We start from the raw sequence: 20,263 nt of genomic DNA on the forward strand, positions 1-20,263 counted from the left end.
CGGGTTTCCAGCGGTGGTCTTGCGGTGGTGGTCTTGCGGCAGTGGTCTTGCGCGGTGGTCTGACAGCAGGGGGTTCAGCGGCGGGTGGTCGTCGGTGGGTGGGCGGCCGTCACCGTCCTCCCCGGGCGTGCCGGGCGATGTGCCGCAGCGCCACGGCGAACTCCTCGGCCGCCCGGCGCACGGTCGCCGTGTCGTGGAGGGCGGGGCGGTGGTGCCAGGTGAAGGCGAGGCGCCCGTGCTGCGCCGCGCCCACCACCTCCACCGGATGCGAGCCGCCGTCGCGGGGGTCGTGGTCCTGCCCGAAGGAGCCGTGCTCGGCGCGGACCAGGCCGTCGCCGGCGGTCTCGGGCCGCGCGTCCCACTGGCCGAGGTAGTTGAAGACCACCTGGCCGTGCGCGCCGGCGGCGAGGCGCTCGCGGACCTCGGGCGGGCCGAAGGTGCGCAGGGCGCCGAAGCCCAGCCCGTTGCCCGGCACGGCGCGCAGCTGGCGGCGGACCGACTTCACCAGGGCGCGCCAGTCGCGGTCCGGGCCGAGGTCATCGGGGTCGGGGACGTGGAAGGTGACCGGGTGCATGGTGGTGAACCAGCCGACCGTGCGGGACAGGTCCACGCCCTCCACGACGTCCTCCCGGCCGTGCCCCTCCAGGTCCAGCCGGATCCGCTCGTGGCCGGTCCAGCGGGCCAGTGCCAGGGCCAGGGCGGTCAGCAGCACGTCGTTGACGCGGGTGCGGTAGGCCGCCGGGGCCGCGCGCAGCAGTGCCTCGGTGTCCTCCTCGTCCAGTTCGACGGTGACCGTCGCGGTCTCGGCGGCACCGGGTTCGACGGTCCCGGGCTCGGCCGCACCGGGGTCAGCGGCACCGGGGTCAGCGGCACCGGGCACGGCGGGTCGGCCGGGCAGGGCCTCGGCGGCGCTCACCGCCTCGTCCCAGTAGGGCAGTTCGTGGTCGAGGCCGCCGTCGGCGACATGGGCCGCGAGCCGGAGCGCCCAGTCCCGGTAGGAGGTGCCGCGCTCCCCCAGCGTGATCGCCGTGCCCAGGGCGGCCTGCCGGTAGGCGCTCTCCAGGTCGTCGCGCAGCAGGCGCCAGGAGACGGCGTCGACGACCAGGTGGTGGGCGACCAGCAGCAGGAGCGCCGGGCGGTCCGGGGCGCCGGTGAACAGGGCCGCCCGCAGCAGCGGGCCCCGGGCCAGGTCGAAGCCGGCGTGCAGTTCGTCGGCCGCCTTGGCCATGGCCGCGTCGGCGACCTCGGCGCTCTGCCCGGTCAGGTCGTACCGGACGAGGACGTCCTCGGCGGGGGCCGGCGGCGGGTTGAACTGGTGCCAGCCCGTCTCGTCGTGGGTGAAACGCAGCCGCAGGGCGTCGTGGTGTTCGAGCAGGGCGTCCAGCGCGGCCCGCAGTGCCCGCGGGTCGGGGTCGGCGCCGAGTTCGAGCAGGGTCGACTGGTTGAAGTGGTGGTGGGCGGCGCGCGGGGTGGCCAGGAACCACTCCTGGATGGGGGTGAGCGGCACGTCCCCGGTGACCGGGCCGTCGTCCTCGCGGTCGGGGGCGGTGCGCACCACGGTGGCCAGTTCGGCCACCGTCTGGTGGGTGAAGAGCTCCCGGGTGGCGAGGTACAGGCCGTCCCGGCGCAGCCTGGACACCACCTGCATGCTGAGGATGGAGTCGCCGCCGAGCAGGAAGAAGTTGTCGTCGGCGCCGACCTCCTCGATGCCCAGGACGTCGGCCCAGATCCGGGCGATCCGGCGTTCGGTGTCGGTGCCCGGCTCCCGGCGCGGACCGGCCGCGGCCTGCACGGGCCCGGGTTCGGGCAGGGCCCGCCGGTCGAGCTTGCCGTTCGGGGTGAGCGGCAGCCGTTCCAGCGGGACGAACACCGACGGGACGAGGTGCGGCGGCAGCAACCCGGCCAGGTGGGCGCGCAGTTCGGCGGCGGGCAGGCCCGCAGTGGCCCCATCGTCGTCGCCCTCCGGTGCGGCACCGCCCGCTACGGCCCCGACCGCCGGGACGACGTAGGCGACCAGCCGGCCGGCCCCGGAGCCCGCACCGCTCCCGGGGGCGTCGGCGCGCACGGTGACGACGGCGTCGCGCACCAGGGGGCTGCGGCGCAGCGCGCTCTCGATCTCGCCCGGTTCGATCCGGAAGCCGCGCAGCTTGATCTGGTCGTCGACGCGGCCGGCGAAGCGCAGTTCGCCGTCGGCGTCCCGGTGGGCGAGGTCGCCGGTGCGGTACATCCGCTCGCCCGGTGCGCCGAAGGGGTCGGCGAGGAACCGCCCGGCCGTCAGTCCCGGGCGGCCGAGGTAGCCGCGGGCGAGGCCGGGGCCGGCCAGCCAGAGCTCTCCGGTCACGCCGGGCGGCACCGGCCGCAGGGCGGCGTCCAGGACGTAGCTGCGGGCGGCGCCGCCGGGGCGGCCGATCGCCGGTGCGCCGGTGCCCGGCGACAGCGGGCCGGTCCAGGTGGCGACCACGGTGGCCTCGGTGGGGCCGTAGGAGTTGATCATCCGACGGCCGGGGGCCCAGGTGTCGACCAGATCGGCCGGGCAGGCCTCCGCCCCGACGACCAGGGTGCGCAGGGCGGGCAGGGTCGCGGCCGTCGCCGGGTCCACGGTGGCCAGGGCCGCCGGGGGGATCAGGGCGTGGGTGATGCGCCGTTCGGCCAGGACCTCGGCCAGCCGCTCGCCGACGAGCGGCCCTTCCTCCCCCGTGACCAGGGTGGCCCCGCTGAGCAGGGAGACGCACAGTTCCAGGACGGAGGCGTCGAAGCTGGGCGAGGCGAACTGGAGCACCCTGGCCCCGGGGCCGGCGGTGTACTGCTCGGCGGCGGCCGCCGCGAAGGCGGCGAGTCCGGCGTGGGTCACCAGGACGCCCTTGGGCGTGCCGGTCGATCCGGAGGTGTAGATGACGTAGGCCGGGTGTCCGGGGGTGAGCGGGGTGGCGCGGTCGGCGTCGGTGGGCGCGGTCTCGCGGTCGGTGGCGCGGTCGGCGTCGGTGGGCGGGGTCTGCGGCCCGTCGGCGGACCACACCTCGGCCGGGTCGTCGAGCACCAGGTGGGCACCCGCGTCGCGCACCATGAACTCCCGCCTGGGCGCCGGGTAGTCCGGGTCCACCGGGAGGAAGGCGCCGCCGGCCTTGGCGACGGCGAGCTGGGCCACCACCGCCGCCGCCGAGCGGGGCAGGGCGAGGGCGACCAGCCGCTCCGGCCCCACGCCGCGCCGGATGAGCCGGTGGGCCAGCCGGTTGGCCACCCGCTCCACCTCGGCGTAGCTCAGCTCGCGGCCGCCGTCGAGCAGCGCCACCGCGTCGGGGGTGCGGGCGGCCCGGCGCTCGAAGAGTTCGGCCAGGGTCGCCTCGGGGACGGGGCGGAAGGTGCCGCGCGCCCGGTCCAGTTCGGCGGCCAGCTGGTCGCCACCGGCGAGCGGCAGCGCGCCGATGGCGCGATCCGGGTCCTCGGCGACGGCGGTGAGCAGGGTGGCGAGCTGCCCGGCCATCCGCTCGGCCGTGGCCGGGTCGAACAGGTCGGTGTTGTAGGTGATCAGGCCGTGCAGCGCGCCGGAGTCGGCCTCCGCGAACTCCAGCGCGAGGTCGAAGGCCGCCTGCGTGGTGTCGGTCTCGACGTCGGTCACGTGCAGGCCCGGGAGGTCGAGGTCGGCGGCCGGGGTGTTCTGGAGGACGACCAGGGCCTGGAAGAGCGGGCTGCGGCTGGTGTCGCGCACCGGCTGCACCTCGTCGACCACGCGCTCGAACGGCACGTCCTGGTGGGCGAAGGCGCCCCGGACGGTCTGCCGGACCGCGCCGAGGAAGTCGCCGAAGGGCTGCGCGGGTTCCACCCGCGAGCGCAGCACCAGGGTGTTGACGAAGAAGCCGACGAGGCTCTGGGTCTCCGCCTGCTCGCGGCCTGAGGTGACGGTGCCGACGGCGATGTCCTGGTCGCCGCCGAGCCGGGCGAGGTAGGCCTGCGCGGCGGCGACCAGGGTGGTGAACAGGGTGGCGCCGCGCTCCCGGCCGACCCGGGCCAGTCGGCGGGCCGTGTCGGCGGGCAGCTCCAGGCGGGCGGTGGCCCCGTTGGTGGTGCGCACGGCGGGCCGAGGCCGGTCGGTGGGCAGGCGCAGCGTCGAGACGTCGGCCAACTGCTCCTTCCAGTAGGCGAGTTGGTCGGCCCCGGCGGCTCCGACCGTGCGCTGCCAGTGCGCGTAGTCGGCGTACTGCACCGGCAGCGGCGCCAACCGGCTCTCCCCGGAGCCGAGTTCGGCGCGGTAGAGGTGGGCCAGATCGGTGAGCAGGACGGCGGTCGACCAGCCGTCGGTGACGATGTGGTGCAGGGTCAGGGCCAGCACGTGGTCGCCCTCGGCCAGCCGCACCAGGGCGGTGCGCAGCAGCGGTCCGCGGCGCAGGTCGAAGGGGCGGGCCCGCTCGGCGGCGAGCAGGCCGCGCAGGGCCTCCGCCCGCGGCTGCGCCGGCCGGCCGGACAGGTCGTGCAGCGGCAGCGGCACGTCCTGCGGCGGGTGGACGAGCTGGACGCCGTGGCCGTCGACGCTGTCGAAGGTGGTGCGCAGCGACTCGTGCCGGGCCGCGAGGGCGCGCAGTGCCGCGCCGAGGGCGTCGGTGTCCAGGACGCCGCGCAGGCGCAGCGCGAGCGCGGTGACGTACTCGGCGCCGCCGGGCGCGAACTCCTCCAGGAACCACAGGCGTTGCTGGGCGTAGGACATCGGCGCGGCGCCGTCGCGGGCGACCGGGAGGACGGGCGGGCGCCCCGGGCTTCCCGGGCTTCCCGGGCTTCCCGGGCGGCCCTGCTCCTCGGTGAGCAGGCGGGCCAGGCCGGCCGGTGTGGGGTGGTCGAAGACGGCGCGGGGGGTGAGGTCGGCGCCGAAGGCCTCGGCCAGGCGGGCGACGAGCCGGATGCTGAGGATCGAGTCGCCGCCCAGCTCGAAGAAGCCGTCCTCCACGCCGGGCGGCCGGATGCCCAGGACGTCCCCGAAGACCTCGGCGGTGCGGCGTTCGGCCTCGGTGCGCGGCTCGATCCGCGCGCGGCGTCCGCTCCCGTGCTCCTCGTCCGGCGCCGGGAGGGCCGCCCGGTCGACCTTGCCGTTGCGGCTCAGCGGGAGGGCGGCGAGCGGGACGAAGGCGGCGGGGACGAGGTAGTCGGGCAGCGCGCGGGCGGCGAAGGCCCGCAGTTCCCCGGGTTCGGCGCCCGCCGGGCCGACCACGTAGGCCACCAGGCGCCGGGCGCCGGGCCGGTCCTCGCGGGTGACCACGGCGACGTCGGTGACCTGGGGGTGGCGGGCGAGTGCGGCCTCCACCTCGCCGGGTTCGACCCGGAAGCCGCGGATCTTCACCTGGTCGTCCGCGCGGCCCAGGAACTCGACGGTGCCGTCCGGGCGCCGCCTCGCCAGGTCGCCGGTGCGGTACATCCGGGCGCCGGGCGGGCCGGAGGGGTCGGCGAGGAAGCGGGCCGCGGTCTCGCCGGGCCGGCCCAGGTAGCCGCGGGCCACGCCCTCGCCGGCGACGTACAGTTCGCCCGCGCAGCCCGGCGGGACGGGCCGCAGGCGCCGGTCGAGGACGTGGACGCGGCGGTCGTCCAGGGGGTGGCCGATCGGCAGGGTGTCGGGCACCGCCGCCGCCTCCGCGACGGCGAAGGCGGTGGCGAAGGTCGTGGTCTCGGTGGGCCCGTAGCCGTCCACCACGGTCAGCCCGGGGCAGGCCGCCAGGACGCGGCGCACCGCGGCGGCGGGCACCACGTCCCCGCCGGTCCACAGCGTGCGCAGGCCCGCGACGCAGTCCGGCGCGTCCTGGGCGAGCAGCCGGAAGAGCCCGGCGGTGAGCCACAGCGCCGTCGGCCCGTCCGGTCCGGCGAGCCGCCGCAGCAGGGCGGCGTCCACCGGCCCGTCGGGGGCGACGAGCACGCAGCCGCCGCCCAGCAGCGGCGCCCAGACCTCGAAGGTGGCGGCGTCGAAGGCGACCGGCGAGTGCAGCAGCACCCGTGCGCAGCGGCCGTCGGCGAAGCGGCTGTCGGTGGCGAGCGAGGCCACGTCGCGGTGCCGTACCGCCACCGCCTTGGGCACCCCGGTGGAGCCCGAGGTGAACATCACGTACGCCAGCCGGTCGGGGTCGGCGGGCGGCAGGGCCGCCGCCACCGGCCCGGCCGCGCCGGTGCGCGCGGCGGTGACCTGCTCGGAGGTGAGCCGCAGGGCGGCGCCGACCTGGTCGAGCAGGGCGCGGCGGCGCTCCTCGGGGGCCCGGAGGTCGACGGGCAGGTAGGCACCGCCCGCCTTGAGGACGGCCAGCTGGGCGGCGACGAGTTCGGCGGAGCGGTCCATCAGCAGCGCCACCCGGTCTTCGGGGGCCAGGCCGTCGGCCAGCAGCCGGGCCGCCAGGCGGTCGGACCAGTCGTCGAGTTGACGGTAGGTCAGCTCGCGGTCGCCGTCGCGCACGGCGGGCGCGCCGGGGGTGCGCCGGACCTGCTCGGCGAAGACCTGGAGCGGGCTGCGCGGCGCCACCGGGCGGGCGGTTCCGTGCCAGGAGGCCAGCTGCTCCCGGTCGGCGGGGGTGAGCCGGTCCAGCTCGGCGAGGTCGCCGTCGAGGCCGTCGGCGAGGGCGGTGAGCAGCAGGACCAGGCGGTCGGCCGCGCCGTGGGCCGTCCGGTGGTCGAAGAGCGCGGGGTCGTAGGCCAGGTCGAAGCCGAGCCGCTCGGCCAGGTGGGCGCGCAGGCACCAGGGGAAGGTGGTGGCGTCGTCGGCGCGCACCTCGACCACCCGCACCCCGGTCCGGTCGGCGGCCGACTCGTCGACGGGGTAGTTCTCGAAGACCGCCATGCTGTCGAACAGCGGCTCCCCGGCAGGCAGGTCGCTCAGGGCCTGGACGCGTGGTAGTGCCAGGTGGTCGAAGCGGCGGCCGTCGCTCTGGCGTTCCTGGAGCTCCCGCAGCCAGGGCAGCACGCCGCCCGAGGGGATCGGGACCCTGGTCGGCACGGTGTTGATGAACAGGCCGATCATCGACTCGACGCCGGGCAGTTCGGCCGGGCGCCCGGACACGGTGGTGCCGAAGACCACGTCGTCGCCGCCGCTGTAGCGGGCCAGCAGCAGCGCCCAGGCGCCCTCCACCACGGTGTTGACGGTCAGTCCGGCGGCCGCGGCGTTCTCGCGCAGCCGCCGGGAGAGCGTCTCGTCCAGTTCGCGGCGGGCCGCGGCGCTGGAGCGGGCGCGGTGGGCCCGCGTCGGCGGGCGGTCGTACGGCAGCGGGGTCCGGCCGGTGAACCCGGCCAGCAGGCCGCGCCAGTGGGCCTCGGCCGCCTCCTCGTCCCGCTCGTGCAGCCAGCCCAGGAAGTCCGCGAACGGCCGCCGGACCGGCCGGGGCGCCTGCGGGCCGCCGGTCAGCGCGGCGTACTCCTCGCACACCTCGGTGAGCAGTTGTCCGGTGCTCCAGCCGTCCAGGATCAGGTGGTGGGTGGACCACAGCAGCAGGACCTCGTCACCGGGCAGCGCGGCCAGGGTCAGCCGGGTGAGCGGCGCGGTGGCGAGGTCCATCCCGGCGGCGCGCTCCTCGGCGAGCAGCCGCTCCGTCCGGTCGGCGCGCTGCCCGGGCGTCAGGTCGCGCCAGTCGAGCCGACGGACGGGCAGTGCGGCATGCCGCGCGACCACCTGGACGGGGTGCGGCAGGCCCCGCCAGTGAACACTGGAACGCAGTGCCGGGGTGCGGTCGGCGACCTGCTGCCAGGCCTCGGCGAAGGCCCGCGGGTCGGCCACGCCGGCCAGGCGCACCGCGATCCGGTCCACGTAGGCGCCGTCGGCGTCGACGAGCCCGTGGAAGAGCATGCCGGACTGCAGCGGCGTCAGCGGGAGCACGTCGTCGGTCTCGCGCCCGTCGCCGACGAGCCGGTCCAGCCGGTCCTGGTCGAGGCCGGCGAGCGGGAAGTCCGACGGGGTGCGGCCGCCGGCGTCCGGGCGGGCGCAGTGCGCTGCCAGCTCGCGCAGCGCGGCGCCCATCTCCTCGGCGAGCCCGCGGACGGTGGCCTCGTCGTAGACGGCGGCGGGGTAGGTCCACGCCAGTTCGAGGCGGCCGTCCTGGACCGCGCCGATGATGTCCAGCAGGTAGGGGCGGGGCTCGTCGGGGTCGGTGTCGCGACCGGCCGGGGGCAGCGCGCCGCGGACCAGGCCGTCGGCGCCGCCGCGGGTGTCCCACTGGCCGTGGTAGTTGAAGCCGATCTGCGGCGCCGCCGAGCCGGTCAGCGGGCCGTCCGGCCGCAGGTGGCGCAGCGCGCCGTGGCTGAGTCCGCGCAGCGGGACGGCGCGCAGTTGCTCCTTGACCGAGCGCAGGGTGTCGTGCCATCCGGCGTCGGGGTCGACGCGCAGGGCGAGCGGGAACTCGGCGGTGAACCAGCCCACCGTCCGGGAGAGGTCCAGGTCCTCGAACAGGTCCTCGCGGCCGTGCCCCTCCACTCCGACCAGCACGGTGTCCCGGCCGCACCAACGGGCCAGGGTGCGGCCCAGGGCGCTGAGCAGGACGTCGTTGACCTGGGTGCGGTAGACCTCGGGGACGCGGCGCAGCAGCGCCTCGGTGGTCCGCTCGTCCAGCGTCACCTGGACGGTGGCGGCGGTGGCGTGGGTGTTGGAGGCGCCGGCGTCAGGGGCGGGGCGGCCGGCGGGCAGGTCGGCCGGGGCCGCGCCGGTGCGCGTCCAGTGGCCGAGGTCGCCGTCCAGGGCGCCGGCGCGGGTGTGCCGCTCCAGCCGGGTGGCCCAGCGGCCGTAGGACGTGCCGGTCGGCGGCAGGGCGACGGGGGCTCCGGCGCGGGCCGTGCGGTACGCCGCTTCGAGGTCGGCCAGCAGGATGCGCCAGGAGACGCCGTCCACGGCCAAGTGGTGCACGGTGAGGACGAGTTGGCCCGGCTGCCGGGGGCCGGGGTCGAAGAACAGGGCCCGCAGCAACCGGCCGTCGACGGGGTCGAGCGAGCGCTGGGCCTCGTCGGTGGCGCGCTGGACCTGCGCCTCCGCGTCATGGCCGGCGAGGTCCGGGTGGCTGACGTCGTGCCGGGTGAAGATGCCGTCCGCCCCCTGGGGAAGCACCTCCTGGCGCCAGCCGGCCTCGGTGCGGTGGAAGCGGGTGCGCAGGGCCGGGTGGTGCTCCACCAGGGCCAGCACCGCCCGGCGCAGGGCCGCCGGATCGGTGCCGGGGGCCAGTTCCAGGCGCTGGGTCATGGTGAAGCGCAGGGCGTCGCCGGGGCGGCGGCCGTCGAGGTACCAGTGCTGGATCGGGGTGAGCGGCGCCTCGCCGGGCTCGGCTTCGCCGCCTTCCTGGCGATCGGTCAGATCTCCTGCACACAGGGCGAGTTCGGCGATGTTCTGGTGCCGGAAGACGTCCTTGGTGGTGAGGGCGAGCCCGGCGGCGCGGGCGCGGGAGACGATCTGGATGCTGAGGATGGAGTCGCCGCCGAGCGCGAAGAAGTTGTCCCGGGTGCCGACGCGCTCCACGCCCAGCACCTCGGCCCAGATCGCGGCGAGCCGTTCCTCGGCTCCGGGCCGCGGTGCGACGTACGGGGTGGTGCGGTCGGGCTGGGCGGGCGGGGCGGGCAGCGCGCGCCGGTCGGTCTTGCCGCCGGTGGTCCGCGGTATTCGGGCCAGCGGGACGAACGCGACGGGCACCAGGTGGTCGGGCAGCGTCCGCCGCAGCCAGGTCCGCAGTTCCTCGGCGGTCGGCACGCGGCGACCGGCGGGCACCGGGTAGCCGACGAGCACCGTACGGCCGGCGTGCTCGCGCGCGGCGACCGCGCAGTCGGCGACGTCCGGGTGGGCGAGCAGGGCGGCCTCCACCTCCCCGGGCTCGATCCGGAACCCGCGGACCTTGACCTGTTCGTCGGCCCGGCCCCGGAACTCCAGTTGCCCGTTCGCGTCCCAGCGGGCCAGGTCGCCGGTGCGGTACATCCGGGCCCCGGGCGGGCCGTAGGGGTCGGCGAGGAAGCGGGCGGCCGTCAGCCCGGGCCGGTTCAGGTAGCCGCGGGCCACCTGCTCCCCCGCCAGGTACAGCTCCCCCGGCATGCCGGGCGGCACCGGCCGCAGGGCGCCGTCGAGCAGGTAGGCGCCCAGGTTGCGGCCGGGGCGGCCGATGACGGGGCGCTCGGGGTGGTCCGCGCACCGGGCGTAGGCGGCGTCGACGGTGCACTCGGTGGGCCCGTACATGTTGTAGGCGGTGACGCCGAGGTCCGCGTGCGCCGCGCACAGCTCCCGCCAGACGGCGGCGGGGACGGCCTCGCCGCCGACCAGCAGCAGGCGCGGGTGGTGCGGGCCGGGGGCGAGCAGTCCGGCGGCGGTGAGTTCGCGCAGGAAGGAGGGGGTGACGTTGACCAGGTCCAGGCGGCGGTCGACGACCTGGGCGCAGAACGCCTGCGGGTCCAGCCGGACGTCCTCGTCGATCAGGTGGAGCTCCTGGCCCAGTGCGAGCAGCAGCGGGCCCTCCCAGCTGGTGTCGAAGGAGAAGGAGGCGCTGAGCGCGGCCCGCAGCCGCCCTCCGTCGGCGGTGTGCGGCGCGACCAGGCCCTCCTGGTGGTCCCGGCAGAGGTTGACCAGCTGGCGGTGTTCGACGACGACGCCCTTGGGGCGGCCGGTCGAGCCGGAGGTGTGGACGAGGTAGGCGGCGTGCTGCGGCAGCAGGGGGGCGGTCCGCTCGGCGTCGGTCAGGTCGTGGGCGGGCAGCGCGTCCCACGGCACCTCGCGCAGGGCCTGCCCGGTCAGCACCACCCGGGGCCGGGTGTCGTCGAGGAGGAGGGCGGCCCGGTCCTCGGGCAGGTCCGGGTCGACGAAGAGCAGGGCGGCGCCCGCCTTGAGCACCGCGAACAGCGCCACCAGCAGGTCCGAGGTGCGCGGCAGCCGGACCGCGACCACCTGCTCCGGGCCGGCGCCGAGGGCGGCGAGGTGGCGGGCGAGCCGGTTGGCCCGCGCGTTGAGGGCGGCGAAGTCGAGGGTGGCGTCCCGGGCGACCAGGGCGGTGGCGTCCGGGGTGCGGGCGGCCTGCGCCTCGAACAGGGCGGGGAAGGTGGTGTCCGGCGCGGGCAGCGGCGTGCCCCGCCCCTGCCGCAGCACCCGGCGCCGCTCGTCGGCCGTCATCAGCGGCAGCGCCCCGACGGCCGTCTCCGGCGCCTCGGCCACGGCCTCCAGCAGGGTGCCCAGCCAGCCGGCCAGGTGCTCGGCGGTCCGCGCGTCGAACAGCCCGGTGTTGTACTCCAGATAGCCGGTCAGGCCTCCGTCGCGCTCGACGAAGTCGAAGGAGAGGTCGAAGGTGGCGCCGTGGACGGGCGGGGTGACCGGCTCCACCGTCAGGCCCGGCAGGTTCGGCACCTCGGCGCCGAGGTTGTGCAGGGCCACCATGACCTGGAAGAGCGGCGTGCGGCTGGTGTCGCGCTCCGGCTGGAGGGCGTCCACCAGCCGCTCGAAGGGCACCTCCTGGTGGGCGAGCGCTTCCAGGACGGTGCCGTGGGCGGCGGCCAGCAGTTCGCGGAACGACAGCTCCGGCCGGACGGCGCCGCGCAGCACCAGGGTGTTGACGAACATGCCGACCACGTCGTGGAGTTCGCCCTGCTCGCGGCCCGAGGTGACGGTGCCGACCGCGATGTCCTGCTGCCCGGACCAGCGGGCGAGCAGGACCTGGCAGGCCGCCAGGAGGGTGGTGTAGAGGGTGCCGTCGACCTCCCGGCCCCGTTCGCGCAACCGCGCGGTCAGCCCGGCGGGCAGGGTGAAGGCGACCAACGCGCCGTCCCGGGTGCGTACGGCCGGGCGCGGCCGGTCGGTGGGCAGCTCCAGCGGGGTCAGGCCGTCCAGGGCCCGGCGCCAGTGGGCGAGGTCCGCCTCGGCGAGGTCGGTGCGCGCGCGCTGCCAGGACGCGTAGTCGGTGTAGCGCACGGGCAGCGCGGGCAGCCGTGGCGGGCGCCCCTCGCGGGCCGCCGCGTACAGCTCGCCCAGGTCGCGGCCCAGGACGCCCATCGACCAGCCGTCGGTGGCGATGTGGTGCACGGCCAGCGCGAGCACGTGCTCGTCCGCGGCCGTCCGGACCAGCCGGGCCCGCAGCAGGGGCCCGGCGGCCAGGTCGAACGGGGTGCCGGCGATCCGCTCCAGCAGCGCGTCCAGGGCCGCCGGGGGCGCCCCGGCAAGGTCCTCGCACGGCAGCTCGACCGGCTGCGGCGGGCGCACCACCTGCCGGGCGCGGCCGTCCCGCTCGGCGAAGGTGGTCCGCAGCGCCTCGTGCCGGGCGACCAGGGCGTCCAGGGCGGTGCCCAGCGCGGCCGGGTCAAGCGCTCCGCGCAGGCGCAGCACGGACAGCGAGGTGTACTCGGTGCTGCCCGGCTCGAACCGGTCGAGGAACCAGAGCCGCTGCTGGGCGTACGACAGCGGCGGCTCGGCCGCCGGGTCCGCAGCCGGGATGACCAGGGCCGACGGGCCGTCCGCCGCGCCCGGCTCGCCGAGCGAGCCGAGGGCCTCGGCCAGGTCCGCCAGCACCGGGTGGCTGAACAGCAGCCGGGGCGAGAGGTCCGCCGCCCCGAAGGCCGCGCGCAGCCGGGCGGTGACCCGGACGGCGAGGATGGAGTCGCCGCCCAGGGCGAAGAAGTCGTCCTCGGCGCCGATCTCCCCGGTGTCCAGGACCTCCGTCCAGGCCGCGGCGACCAGCCGCTCGGCGCGGGTGCGGGGCGCGGTGCGCTGCCGGCCGGCGGCGAAGCCCTCCGGGCCGGGCGCGGGCAGCGCGCGCCGGTCGAGCTTGCCGTTGGGGGTGAGCGGCAGGACCGCCAGGGGGACGTACGCGGCGGGCACCAGGTAGGCGGGCAGCAGCCGTTCGAGGTGGGCGCGCAGGTCGGCGGCGGCCGGGGGGTGGGCCGCGCCGGGGCCGGCGACGACGTGGGCGACCAGTCGGCGGGTGCCGGAGGCGTCCTGGTACACGCCCACGGTGGCGGCGCCCACACCCGGGTGGGTCTGGAGGGCGGCCTCGATCTCGCCGGGTTCGATCCGGTAGCCGCGGATCTTGACCTGCTGGTCGGCGCGGCCCAGGTAGCGAAGGGTGCCGTCGGCCTGTCGGCGCGCCCGGTCGCCGGTGCGGTACATCCGGGTGCCCGGGGCCCCGAACGGGTCGGCGAGGAAGCGGGTGGCGGTCAGGCCGGGCCGGTCGAGGTAGCCGCGGGCCAGCCCCTCCCCCGCCACGTACAGCTCGCCCACGGCGCCCGGGGGCACCGGGGCCAGGTCGGTGTCGAGGACGTACAGCCGCAGGTCCTGGAGGCCGGTGCCGATCGGTGCGGGGCCGCCGGCCGCCGCGGTCGTGCGGTCCAGCGGGGCCTGGGTGACGTGCACGGTCGTCTCGGTGATGCCGTACATGTTCACCAGGCGCGGCGCGTCCTGCGGGTGGCGGTCGTACCAGTCGGCGAGGCGGCCTGCGTCCAGCGCCTCGCCGCCGAAGACCACCGTGCGCAGCGCCAGCCGGCGGGAGAGCTCGGGGTGTTCGGCGTCGGCGCGGGCCAGCGGGTGGAAGGCGGACGGGGTCTGGTTGAGGACGGTGACGCCTTCGTCGGCGAGCAGCCGCAGGAAGTCCTCCGGGGAGCGGGCGGTGTCCTCGGGCACGACGACGAGCCGGCCGCCGTGCAGCAGCGGGCCCCACAGCTCCCAGACCGAGAAGTCGAAGGTGTAGGAGTGGAACAGCGTCCAGACGTCCTCGGCGCCGAAGCCGAACACGTCCTCGGTCTGCTCGAACAGCCGCACCACGTTGGCGTGCGGCACCACGACGCCCTTGGGGCGGCCGGTGGAGCCGGAGGTGAAGATGGCGTAGGCGGGGCTGTCGGGCAGCGGGCGGTGCCCGGCGGCGAGCGGGGCGGCCGGGCCCCGGGCCAGGTCGGCGCGCAGCTGCGGGTCCGCCAGGGAGAGGACGGGCACCCCGTGCTCGAAGCTCTCGGGCGGCGCGCCGGGCACGTGGGTCACCAGGGCCACCGGGGCGGCGTCGCCCAGCAGTTGGGCGCGGCGTTCGGCCGGCAGGCCCGGGTCGAGCGGCAGGTAGGCCGCGCCGGTCTTGAGGACGGCGAGGACGGCCACGACCAGGTCGGCCGTGCGGGGCAGCGCGAGGGCCACGAACCGCTCGGGCCCGGCGCCGAGTCCGGCCAGCCGGTGGGCGAGCCGGCCGGCCCGCGCGTCCAGGGCGGCGTAGTCGAGGTGCTCGTCGCCGCAGGTGACGGCCTCGGCGTGCGGGGTGCGGGCGGCCTGCGCCTCGAAGAGGTCGACCAGGGTCCGGTCGGGGCGGCCCCGCACGGTGCCGTCCCACTCGGTCAGCAGCCGCCGCTCCTGCGCGGTCGTCCACTCCAGGGCGCGCAGCGGCCGGTCCAGTCCGGCGGCCAGTCCGGTGAGCAGCAGGCAGAGCCGCTCGGCGAGGGCGCGGACCGTCGCGGCGTCGAACAGCCCCGGGTCGTAGGCGAGGTCGAAGCCGAAGTGCCCGCCCTGGTAGGCGCGCAGGACGAGCGGGTAGTTGGTGGCGTCCCGGGAGGTGACCTCCACCAGGCGCACCCCGCTGCCGGCCGTGCGGGCGTCGTCGAAGGGGTAGTTCTCGAAGGCGACGATGCTGTCGAACAGCGTGCCGCCGGACGGCACGCCGCTGAAGGCGGTGAGTTCGGCGAGGGACACCGCGGCGTGGCGCCGGGCCTCGGCCTGGGCCTCCTGGAGGTCGCGCAGCCAGTCGGCGGCGGTGCGGTCGCCGTCGACCAGGACCCTGGTGGGCAGGGTGTTGATGAACATGCCGATCATCGACTCGACGCCGGGCAGTTCGTCGGGGCGTCCGGAGACGGTCGTCCCGAACAGCACGTCCGGCTCGCCGCTGTACCGGGAGAGCAGCAGGGCCCAGGCGCCCTGCACCACGGTGCCGAGGGTGAGCCCGGCCTGCCGGGCGGCGCGGGCCAGCCGCTCGGAGGCCTCCGGCGACAGGCCGGCGGTGTGCGCGAGCGCCGAGCGGGCCCGGTGGGCCTCGCGCCGGACGCGGTCGGCGGGCAGCGGGGTGGCGGTGGCGAAGCCGTCCAGGACGCCCCGCCAGTGCGCGCGGGCGGCCGCGGTGTCCTGCCCGGCCAGCCAGTGCACGTAGTCGGCGAAGGGCCGGCGCACCGCCGGTGTCGGCACGCCCCCGGTGGTGAGGGCCGCGTACTCCTCGAACACGTCGGTGAGCACCTGGGCCAGGCTCCAGCCGTCCAGGATCAGGTGGTGGGAGGTCCACAGCAGGTGCAGGCGGGCCTCGGGCAGCCGGACCAGGGTGAGCCGGGTGAGCGGCGCCGTGGCGAGGTCCAGCCCGTGGGCGAGGTCGTCCGCGCGCAGCCGGGCCAGCCGGTCGGCGCGCTCGCCCGGGTCGACCGCCCGCAGGTCCAGGTGGGTCACCGGCAGCCGGACGCCGCGGCGCACGACCTGGAGGGGGGCGGGGACGCCCTCCCACACCACCGAGGTGCGCAGCGCGGGCGTGCGGTCGGCGACCCGCTGCCAGGCCAGGGCGAAGGCGTACGGGTCGCCCACGCCCTCCAGCAGCAGGCCGGCCTGGTCCACGTAGACGTCGTCGGGGCCGCCGACCAAGCGGTGGAAGAGCATGCCCTCCTGGAGCGGGGTGAGCGGCAGCAGGTCCTCGACGTCCCGCCCGTCGCCGGCGATCCGGTCCACCCCGGCCTGGTCCAGTCCGGCCAGCGGGTAGTCGGAGGGGGTGCGGCCGCCGGCGTCGGGGCGGGCGCAGTGCTCGACGATGCCGGTCAGCGCCGCGGCCGTGGCCTGCGCCAGCGCGCGGACGGTGGCCGCCTCGTGCGCCTGGTCGCTGTAGTGCCAGGTGAGTTCCAGTTCGCCGTCGGCGACGACCGCGGAGACGTCGAGCAGGTGGTCCAGGGGTTCGTCGGGGGCGAGCTCCCGGCCCGGCGCCTGGCCGGCGGGCGCGAAGTCGCCGGTCCCGGGGGCGGTCCACTGCCCGTGGTAGGTGAAGCAGACCTGCGGCAGCGGACGGTCCCTCAGGGCGTCGGCGGCGGGCGGGCCGAGCCGGGCCAGGGCCTCGTAGCTCAGGCCCCGGCGGGGTACGGCGCGCAGCCGCTCCTTGACCTGCTTGAGGGTGGCGGCCCAGTCGGGGGCGCCGGCCGGGCCGGCCGGGGCGAGGGTGACGGGGTACCGGGTGGTGAACCAGCCGACCGTCCGGGAGAGGTCGACGCCGTCGAAGAGTTCCTCGCGGCCGTGGCCCTCCAGGGCGATGGTCACCCGTTCGGTGCCCGTCCAGTCGGCGAGGGCCCGGCCCAGCGCGCTGAGCAGCACGTCGTTGACCTGGGTCCGGTAGGCCTCGGGGACTCTGCGCAGCAGGGCCTCGGTGGTGGCGCGGTCGAGCCGGGTGCGCAGGGTGCGCACGGAGGCGGCCGTGGGCGTGCCGGGGTGGTCGACGGGCAGCGGGGCCGCCGGGGCCCTGGTCTCGGCGCTCCAGTAGGGCAGGTCGTCGTCGAGGCCTCCGGCCCGGACCCGTTCGGCGAGGTGGTGGGCCCAGTCGGTGAACGGGGTGGGCTCGGGCTCCAGGTGCGGGGCGTCCCCGGCCGCCGCCTGCCGGTAGGCCTGTTCCAGGTCGGCGAGCAGCACCCGCCAGGAGACGCCGTCGACGGCCAGGTGGTGGGCGGTCAGGACGAGTTGGGGCCGGGCGTCGCCGCGGGCCCGGAACAGGACGGCGCGCAGCAGGGTGCCGGTGGCCGGGTCCAGGGCGGCGCGGGCGGCCTCGGCGGCCTCGACCCGGGCGGCTTCAGGGCCGGGGCCGGCGCCGGGGGCGGGCGGGTCGAGTCTGGTCAGCAGCCCGGTGCCCGGGTCCGCGACCGGCTCCTGGCGCCAGGTGCCCCCGGCGCGGGTGAAGCGGGTGCGCAGCGCCGGGTGGGCCGCCAGGACCGCCCGCAGCGCCTGGTCCAGGGCCGGCTCGTCGAGGTCGCGCGGCAGGTCGAGCAGCATCGACATGGTGAAGTGGCGCAGCGGGCCGTGGGCGGCGAAGAACCACTCCTGGACGGGGGTGAGCGGGGCCGGTCCGTCCGCGCGGCGCGGCCGGGGGGCCGGGGCGGCGGCCGGGCGGGCGGCGGCGACCAGGTCGGCGACGGTCTGGTGGCGGAAGACGTCCTGGGAGCCGATCCGCAGGCCGGCGGCGCGGGCCCGGGAGACGGCCTGGATGCTCAGGATCGAGTCGCCGCCGAGCTCGAAGAAGTTGTCGGTGACGCCGACCCGCGCCACGCCCAGCACCTCGGCCCAGATCCCGGCGAGGGTCTCCTCCTCGGGGGTGCGCGGGGCCACGAACTCCCCTTCCCTTCCTTCGCCTTCGAGGTCGGGGGCGGGCAGCGCTCGGCGGTCCAGCTTCCCGCTGGTGGTGAGCGGCAGGGTGTCGAGCGCGGTGAACGAGGACGGCACCAGGTGGTCGGGCAGCACCCGCCGCAGGGCGGCGCGCAGGTCGGCGGACGGGCGGGCCGCGCCGTCGGCGAAGACCAGGTAGGCCGCCAGCCGGGTGTGGCCGCGCGCGTCGGGCACGGCGGCGACGGCGGCCGCGGCGACCTGCGGCAGGTCGAGCAGCGCCGCCTCGATCTCGCCGGGTTCGATCCGGTGGCCGCGCACCTTGACCTGGTCGTCGGCGCGTCCGAGGTACTCCAGGCTCCCGTCGGCCGTCCAGCGGGCCAGGTCGCCGGTGCGGTACATCCGGGCGCCGGGCGGCCCGTACGGGTCGGCGGTGAAGCGGGCGGCGGTCAGCCCCGGCCGGCCGGCGTAGCCGCGGGCGACCTGCTCGCCGGCGAGGTGGAGTTCGCCGCTCACCCCGGGCGGCACCGGCTGGAGCCGGTCGTCGAGGACGTAGGCGCGCAGGTTGGGCAGCGGGCGGCCCACCAGCGGCCGGTCACCGCCCGCGATGCGGCAGGCGAGCGCGTCGACCGTGCACTCGGTGGGGCCGTAGTAGTTGTAGGCGGCGACGTCCGGGTGCCCGGCGAGTTCGCGCCAGAGCCGGGGCCCGACGGCCTCACCGCCGAGCATCAGCACCCGGGGGCGGTGGCGCGGGTCGTCGAGCAGCCCGGCGGGCAGCAGCTGGCGCAGGTAGGAGGGGGTCAGGTCGAGGAAGTCGACGCGGTGGCGCACGACGTACTCGACCAGGGCGGCCGGGTCCATCCGGGTCGTCTCGTCGACCAGGTGCAGCGGGTGGCCGTCGGCCATCAGCAGCACGCCCTCCAGGGAGGTGTCGAAGGAGAACGAGGCGGTCAGCGCCACGCGCAGCGGCCCGCCGCCCGCGTCGGCGACGAAGCCCGCCCGGTGGGCGGCGAGCAGGTTCACCACCGCGCGGTGCGGGACGGCGACGCCCTTGGGGCGGCCGGTGGAGCCGGAGGTGTAGAGCACGTACGCGGTGTTGGAGGGGTGCAGCGGGGCGGTCCGGTCGGCGTCACCGGGGTCGGTGTCCGGGCCGGTGCCGGGCAGCGCCCGGAGCGCCTGTTCGTCCAGGACCAGGGCGGGGCGGGCGTCGTCGAGCAGGTAGCGCAGGCGCTCGGCCGGCAGGGCCGGGTCCAGGGGCAGGTAGCCGGCGCCGGCCTTCCAGACGGCGAGGATCGCCACGATCATGTCGGCGGTGCGCGGCAGCCGCAGCGCGACCAGCCGTTCGGGGCCGGCGCCGCGGGCGATGAGCTGGTGGGCGAGCCGGTTGGCGCGGGTGTCGAGCGTCGCGTAGTCGAGCCGCTCGGCTCCGGCGACCAGGGCCGGGGCGTGCGGGGTCAGGGCGGCCCTGCGCCGGAACAGCTCGGGGTAGCTGGTGTCCTCGACGGGCAGCGCGGTGGCGTTCCAGTCCCGGGTGACCTGCCGGGTCTCCCGGGGCGAGAGCAGCGGCAGGGTGCCGAGCGGTCGGTCGGGCTCGGCGGCGGCGCCGTCCAGCAGCAGCAGGAGCTGGTCGGCCATCCGGCGTGCGGTGGGCGCGTCGAAGAGGTCGGCGCGGTACTCCAGCAGGCCGGTGAGCGCCTCGCCGTCCGGGACGAACTCGACGCTGAGGTCGAAGGTGGCGGCCTGCCGGGGCACGACGACCGGGGTGAGCGCCGACCCCAGCGGGGTGGTGGCCTCGGGCGGCGCGGGGTGCAGCAGGACCAGCACGTCGAACAGCGGGTTGCGGCCCGCCTGGCGGGGTGCGCCGACCGCCTCGACGAGCCGTTCGAAGGGCGTGTCGCCGTGCGCGAGCGCGTCGTTGCCGGTCTCGGTGGCGGCCGCGAGCAGGTCGCGGAAGGATCCGGCTGGCTCCACCCGGGTGCGCAGGACGACGGTGTTGACGAAGCAGCCGACGGCCCGTTCCAGCTCGGTGCGGGAGCGCCCGGGCGTCAGGGAGCCGACGGTGACGTCCTGCTGGCCGGACCAGCGGGCCAGCAGCGCCTGGGTGGCGGCGACCAGGGCGGTGTGCAGGGTGCCGTGCCGCTCGGCCGCGAGCTCGCGCAGCCGGGCGGTGAGCGGCGCGGGGACGGTGAAGGCGTGGACGGCGCCGGGGCCGGCCTCCTCGCCGCGCCGCGGGTGGTCCAGCGGCAGCTCCGGCGGCACCGCACCGGCCAGTTTCGCCTTCCAGTGGGCCAGTTGGCCCTCCAGCCGGGCGCCGGAGAGCTGTTCGCGCTGCCACACCGCGAAGTCCGGGTACTGGACCGCCACCGGGGGCAGGTCCGGGGCGGCGCCGCGGGCCAGGGCCTCGTAGCCGGTGCACAGTTCGTCCAGGACGACGCCCATCGACCAGCCGTCGGTGACGATGTGGTGCGCCGTCAGTTGCAGGACGTGCGAGCGGTCCGACTCGCGCACCAGCAGGGCGCGCAGCAGCGGCCCCTGCCGGAGGTCGAAGGGGCGGGAGTACTCCTGGAGCAGGATCGCGTCGAGGGTCTCCCCGTCGGCCGGCTCCCGGACGGGCAGCGGCACCGGCCCGGCCGGCCGCACGGTCTGCACCGGGCGGCCGTCGGCCTCGTCGAAGGTGGTCCGCAGCCCCTCGTGGCGGGCCACGACGGCCGCCAGCGCCCCGGCGAGCGCCGCGCGGTCCAGCGGGCCGGTGAACCGTACGGCGACCGCGCTGTTGTAGCGGGGGTCGCCGGGGCGCAGCCGGTCCAGGAACCACAGGCGCTGCTGGACGAAGGAGGGCGGCAGCGGTCGGCTGCGGTCGGCTTGCGGGATGGACCGGTCGGCGGCGGCCCGGGCGCCGCCGGAGCGCCCGGCCAGCCGCAGGCGCAGCGCTTCGCGCAGGTCGGCGGGCAGGGCCTCGGCGCGGTCTCGCTTCGAAGGCGTCATGGTCGTCGGATCCTCACC

The 20,263-nt window shown here is 77.1% G+C and carries 1 protein-coding gene; it reads right to left on the minus strand.

The window, feature by feature from the left end; genetic code table 11:
- Nucleotides 1-109: 109 nt before the first annotated feature.
- Nucleotides 110-20,245, minus strand: a complete 20,136-nt coding sequence (locus AC07BF_RS01215) for a non-ribosomal peptide synthase/polyketide synthase (RefSeq protein WP_478332720.1) — start codon at nucleotides 20,243-20,245, stop codon at nucleotides 110-112.
- Nucleotides 20,246-20,263: the final 18 nt, after the last annotated feature.

It is taken from the genome of Kitasatospora sp. NPDC043950 (genome assembly GCF_056435345.1).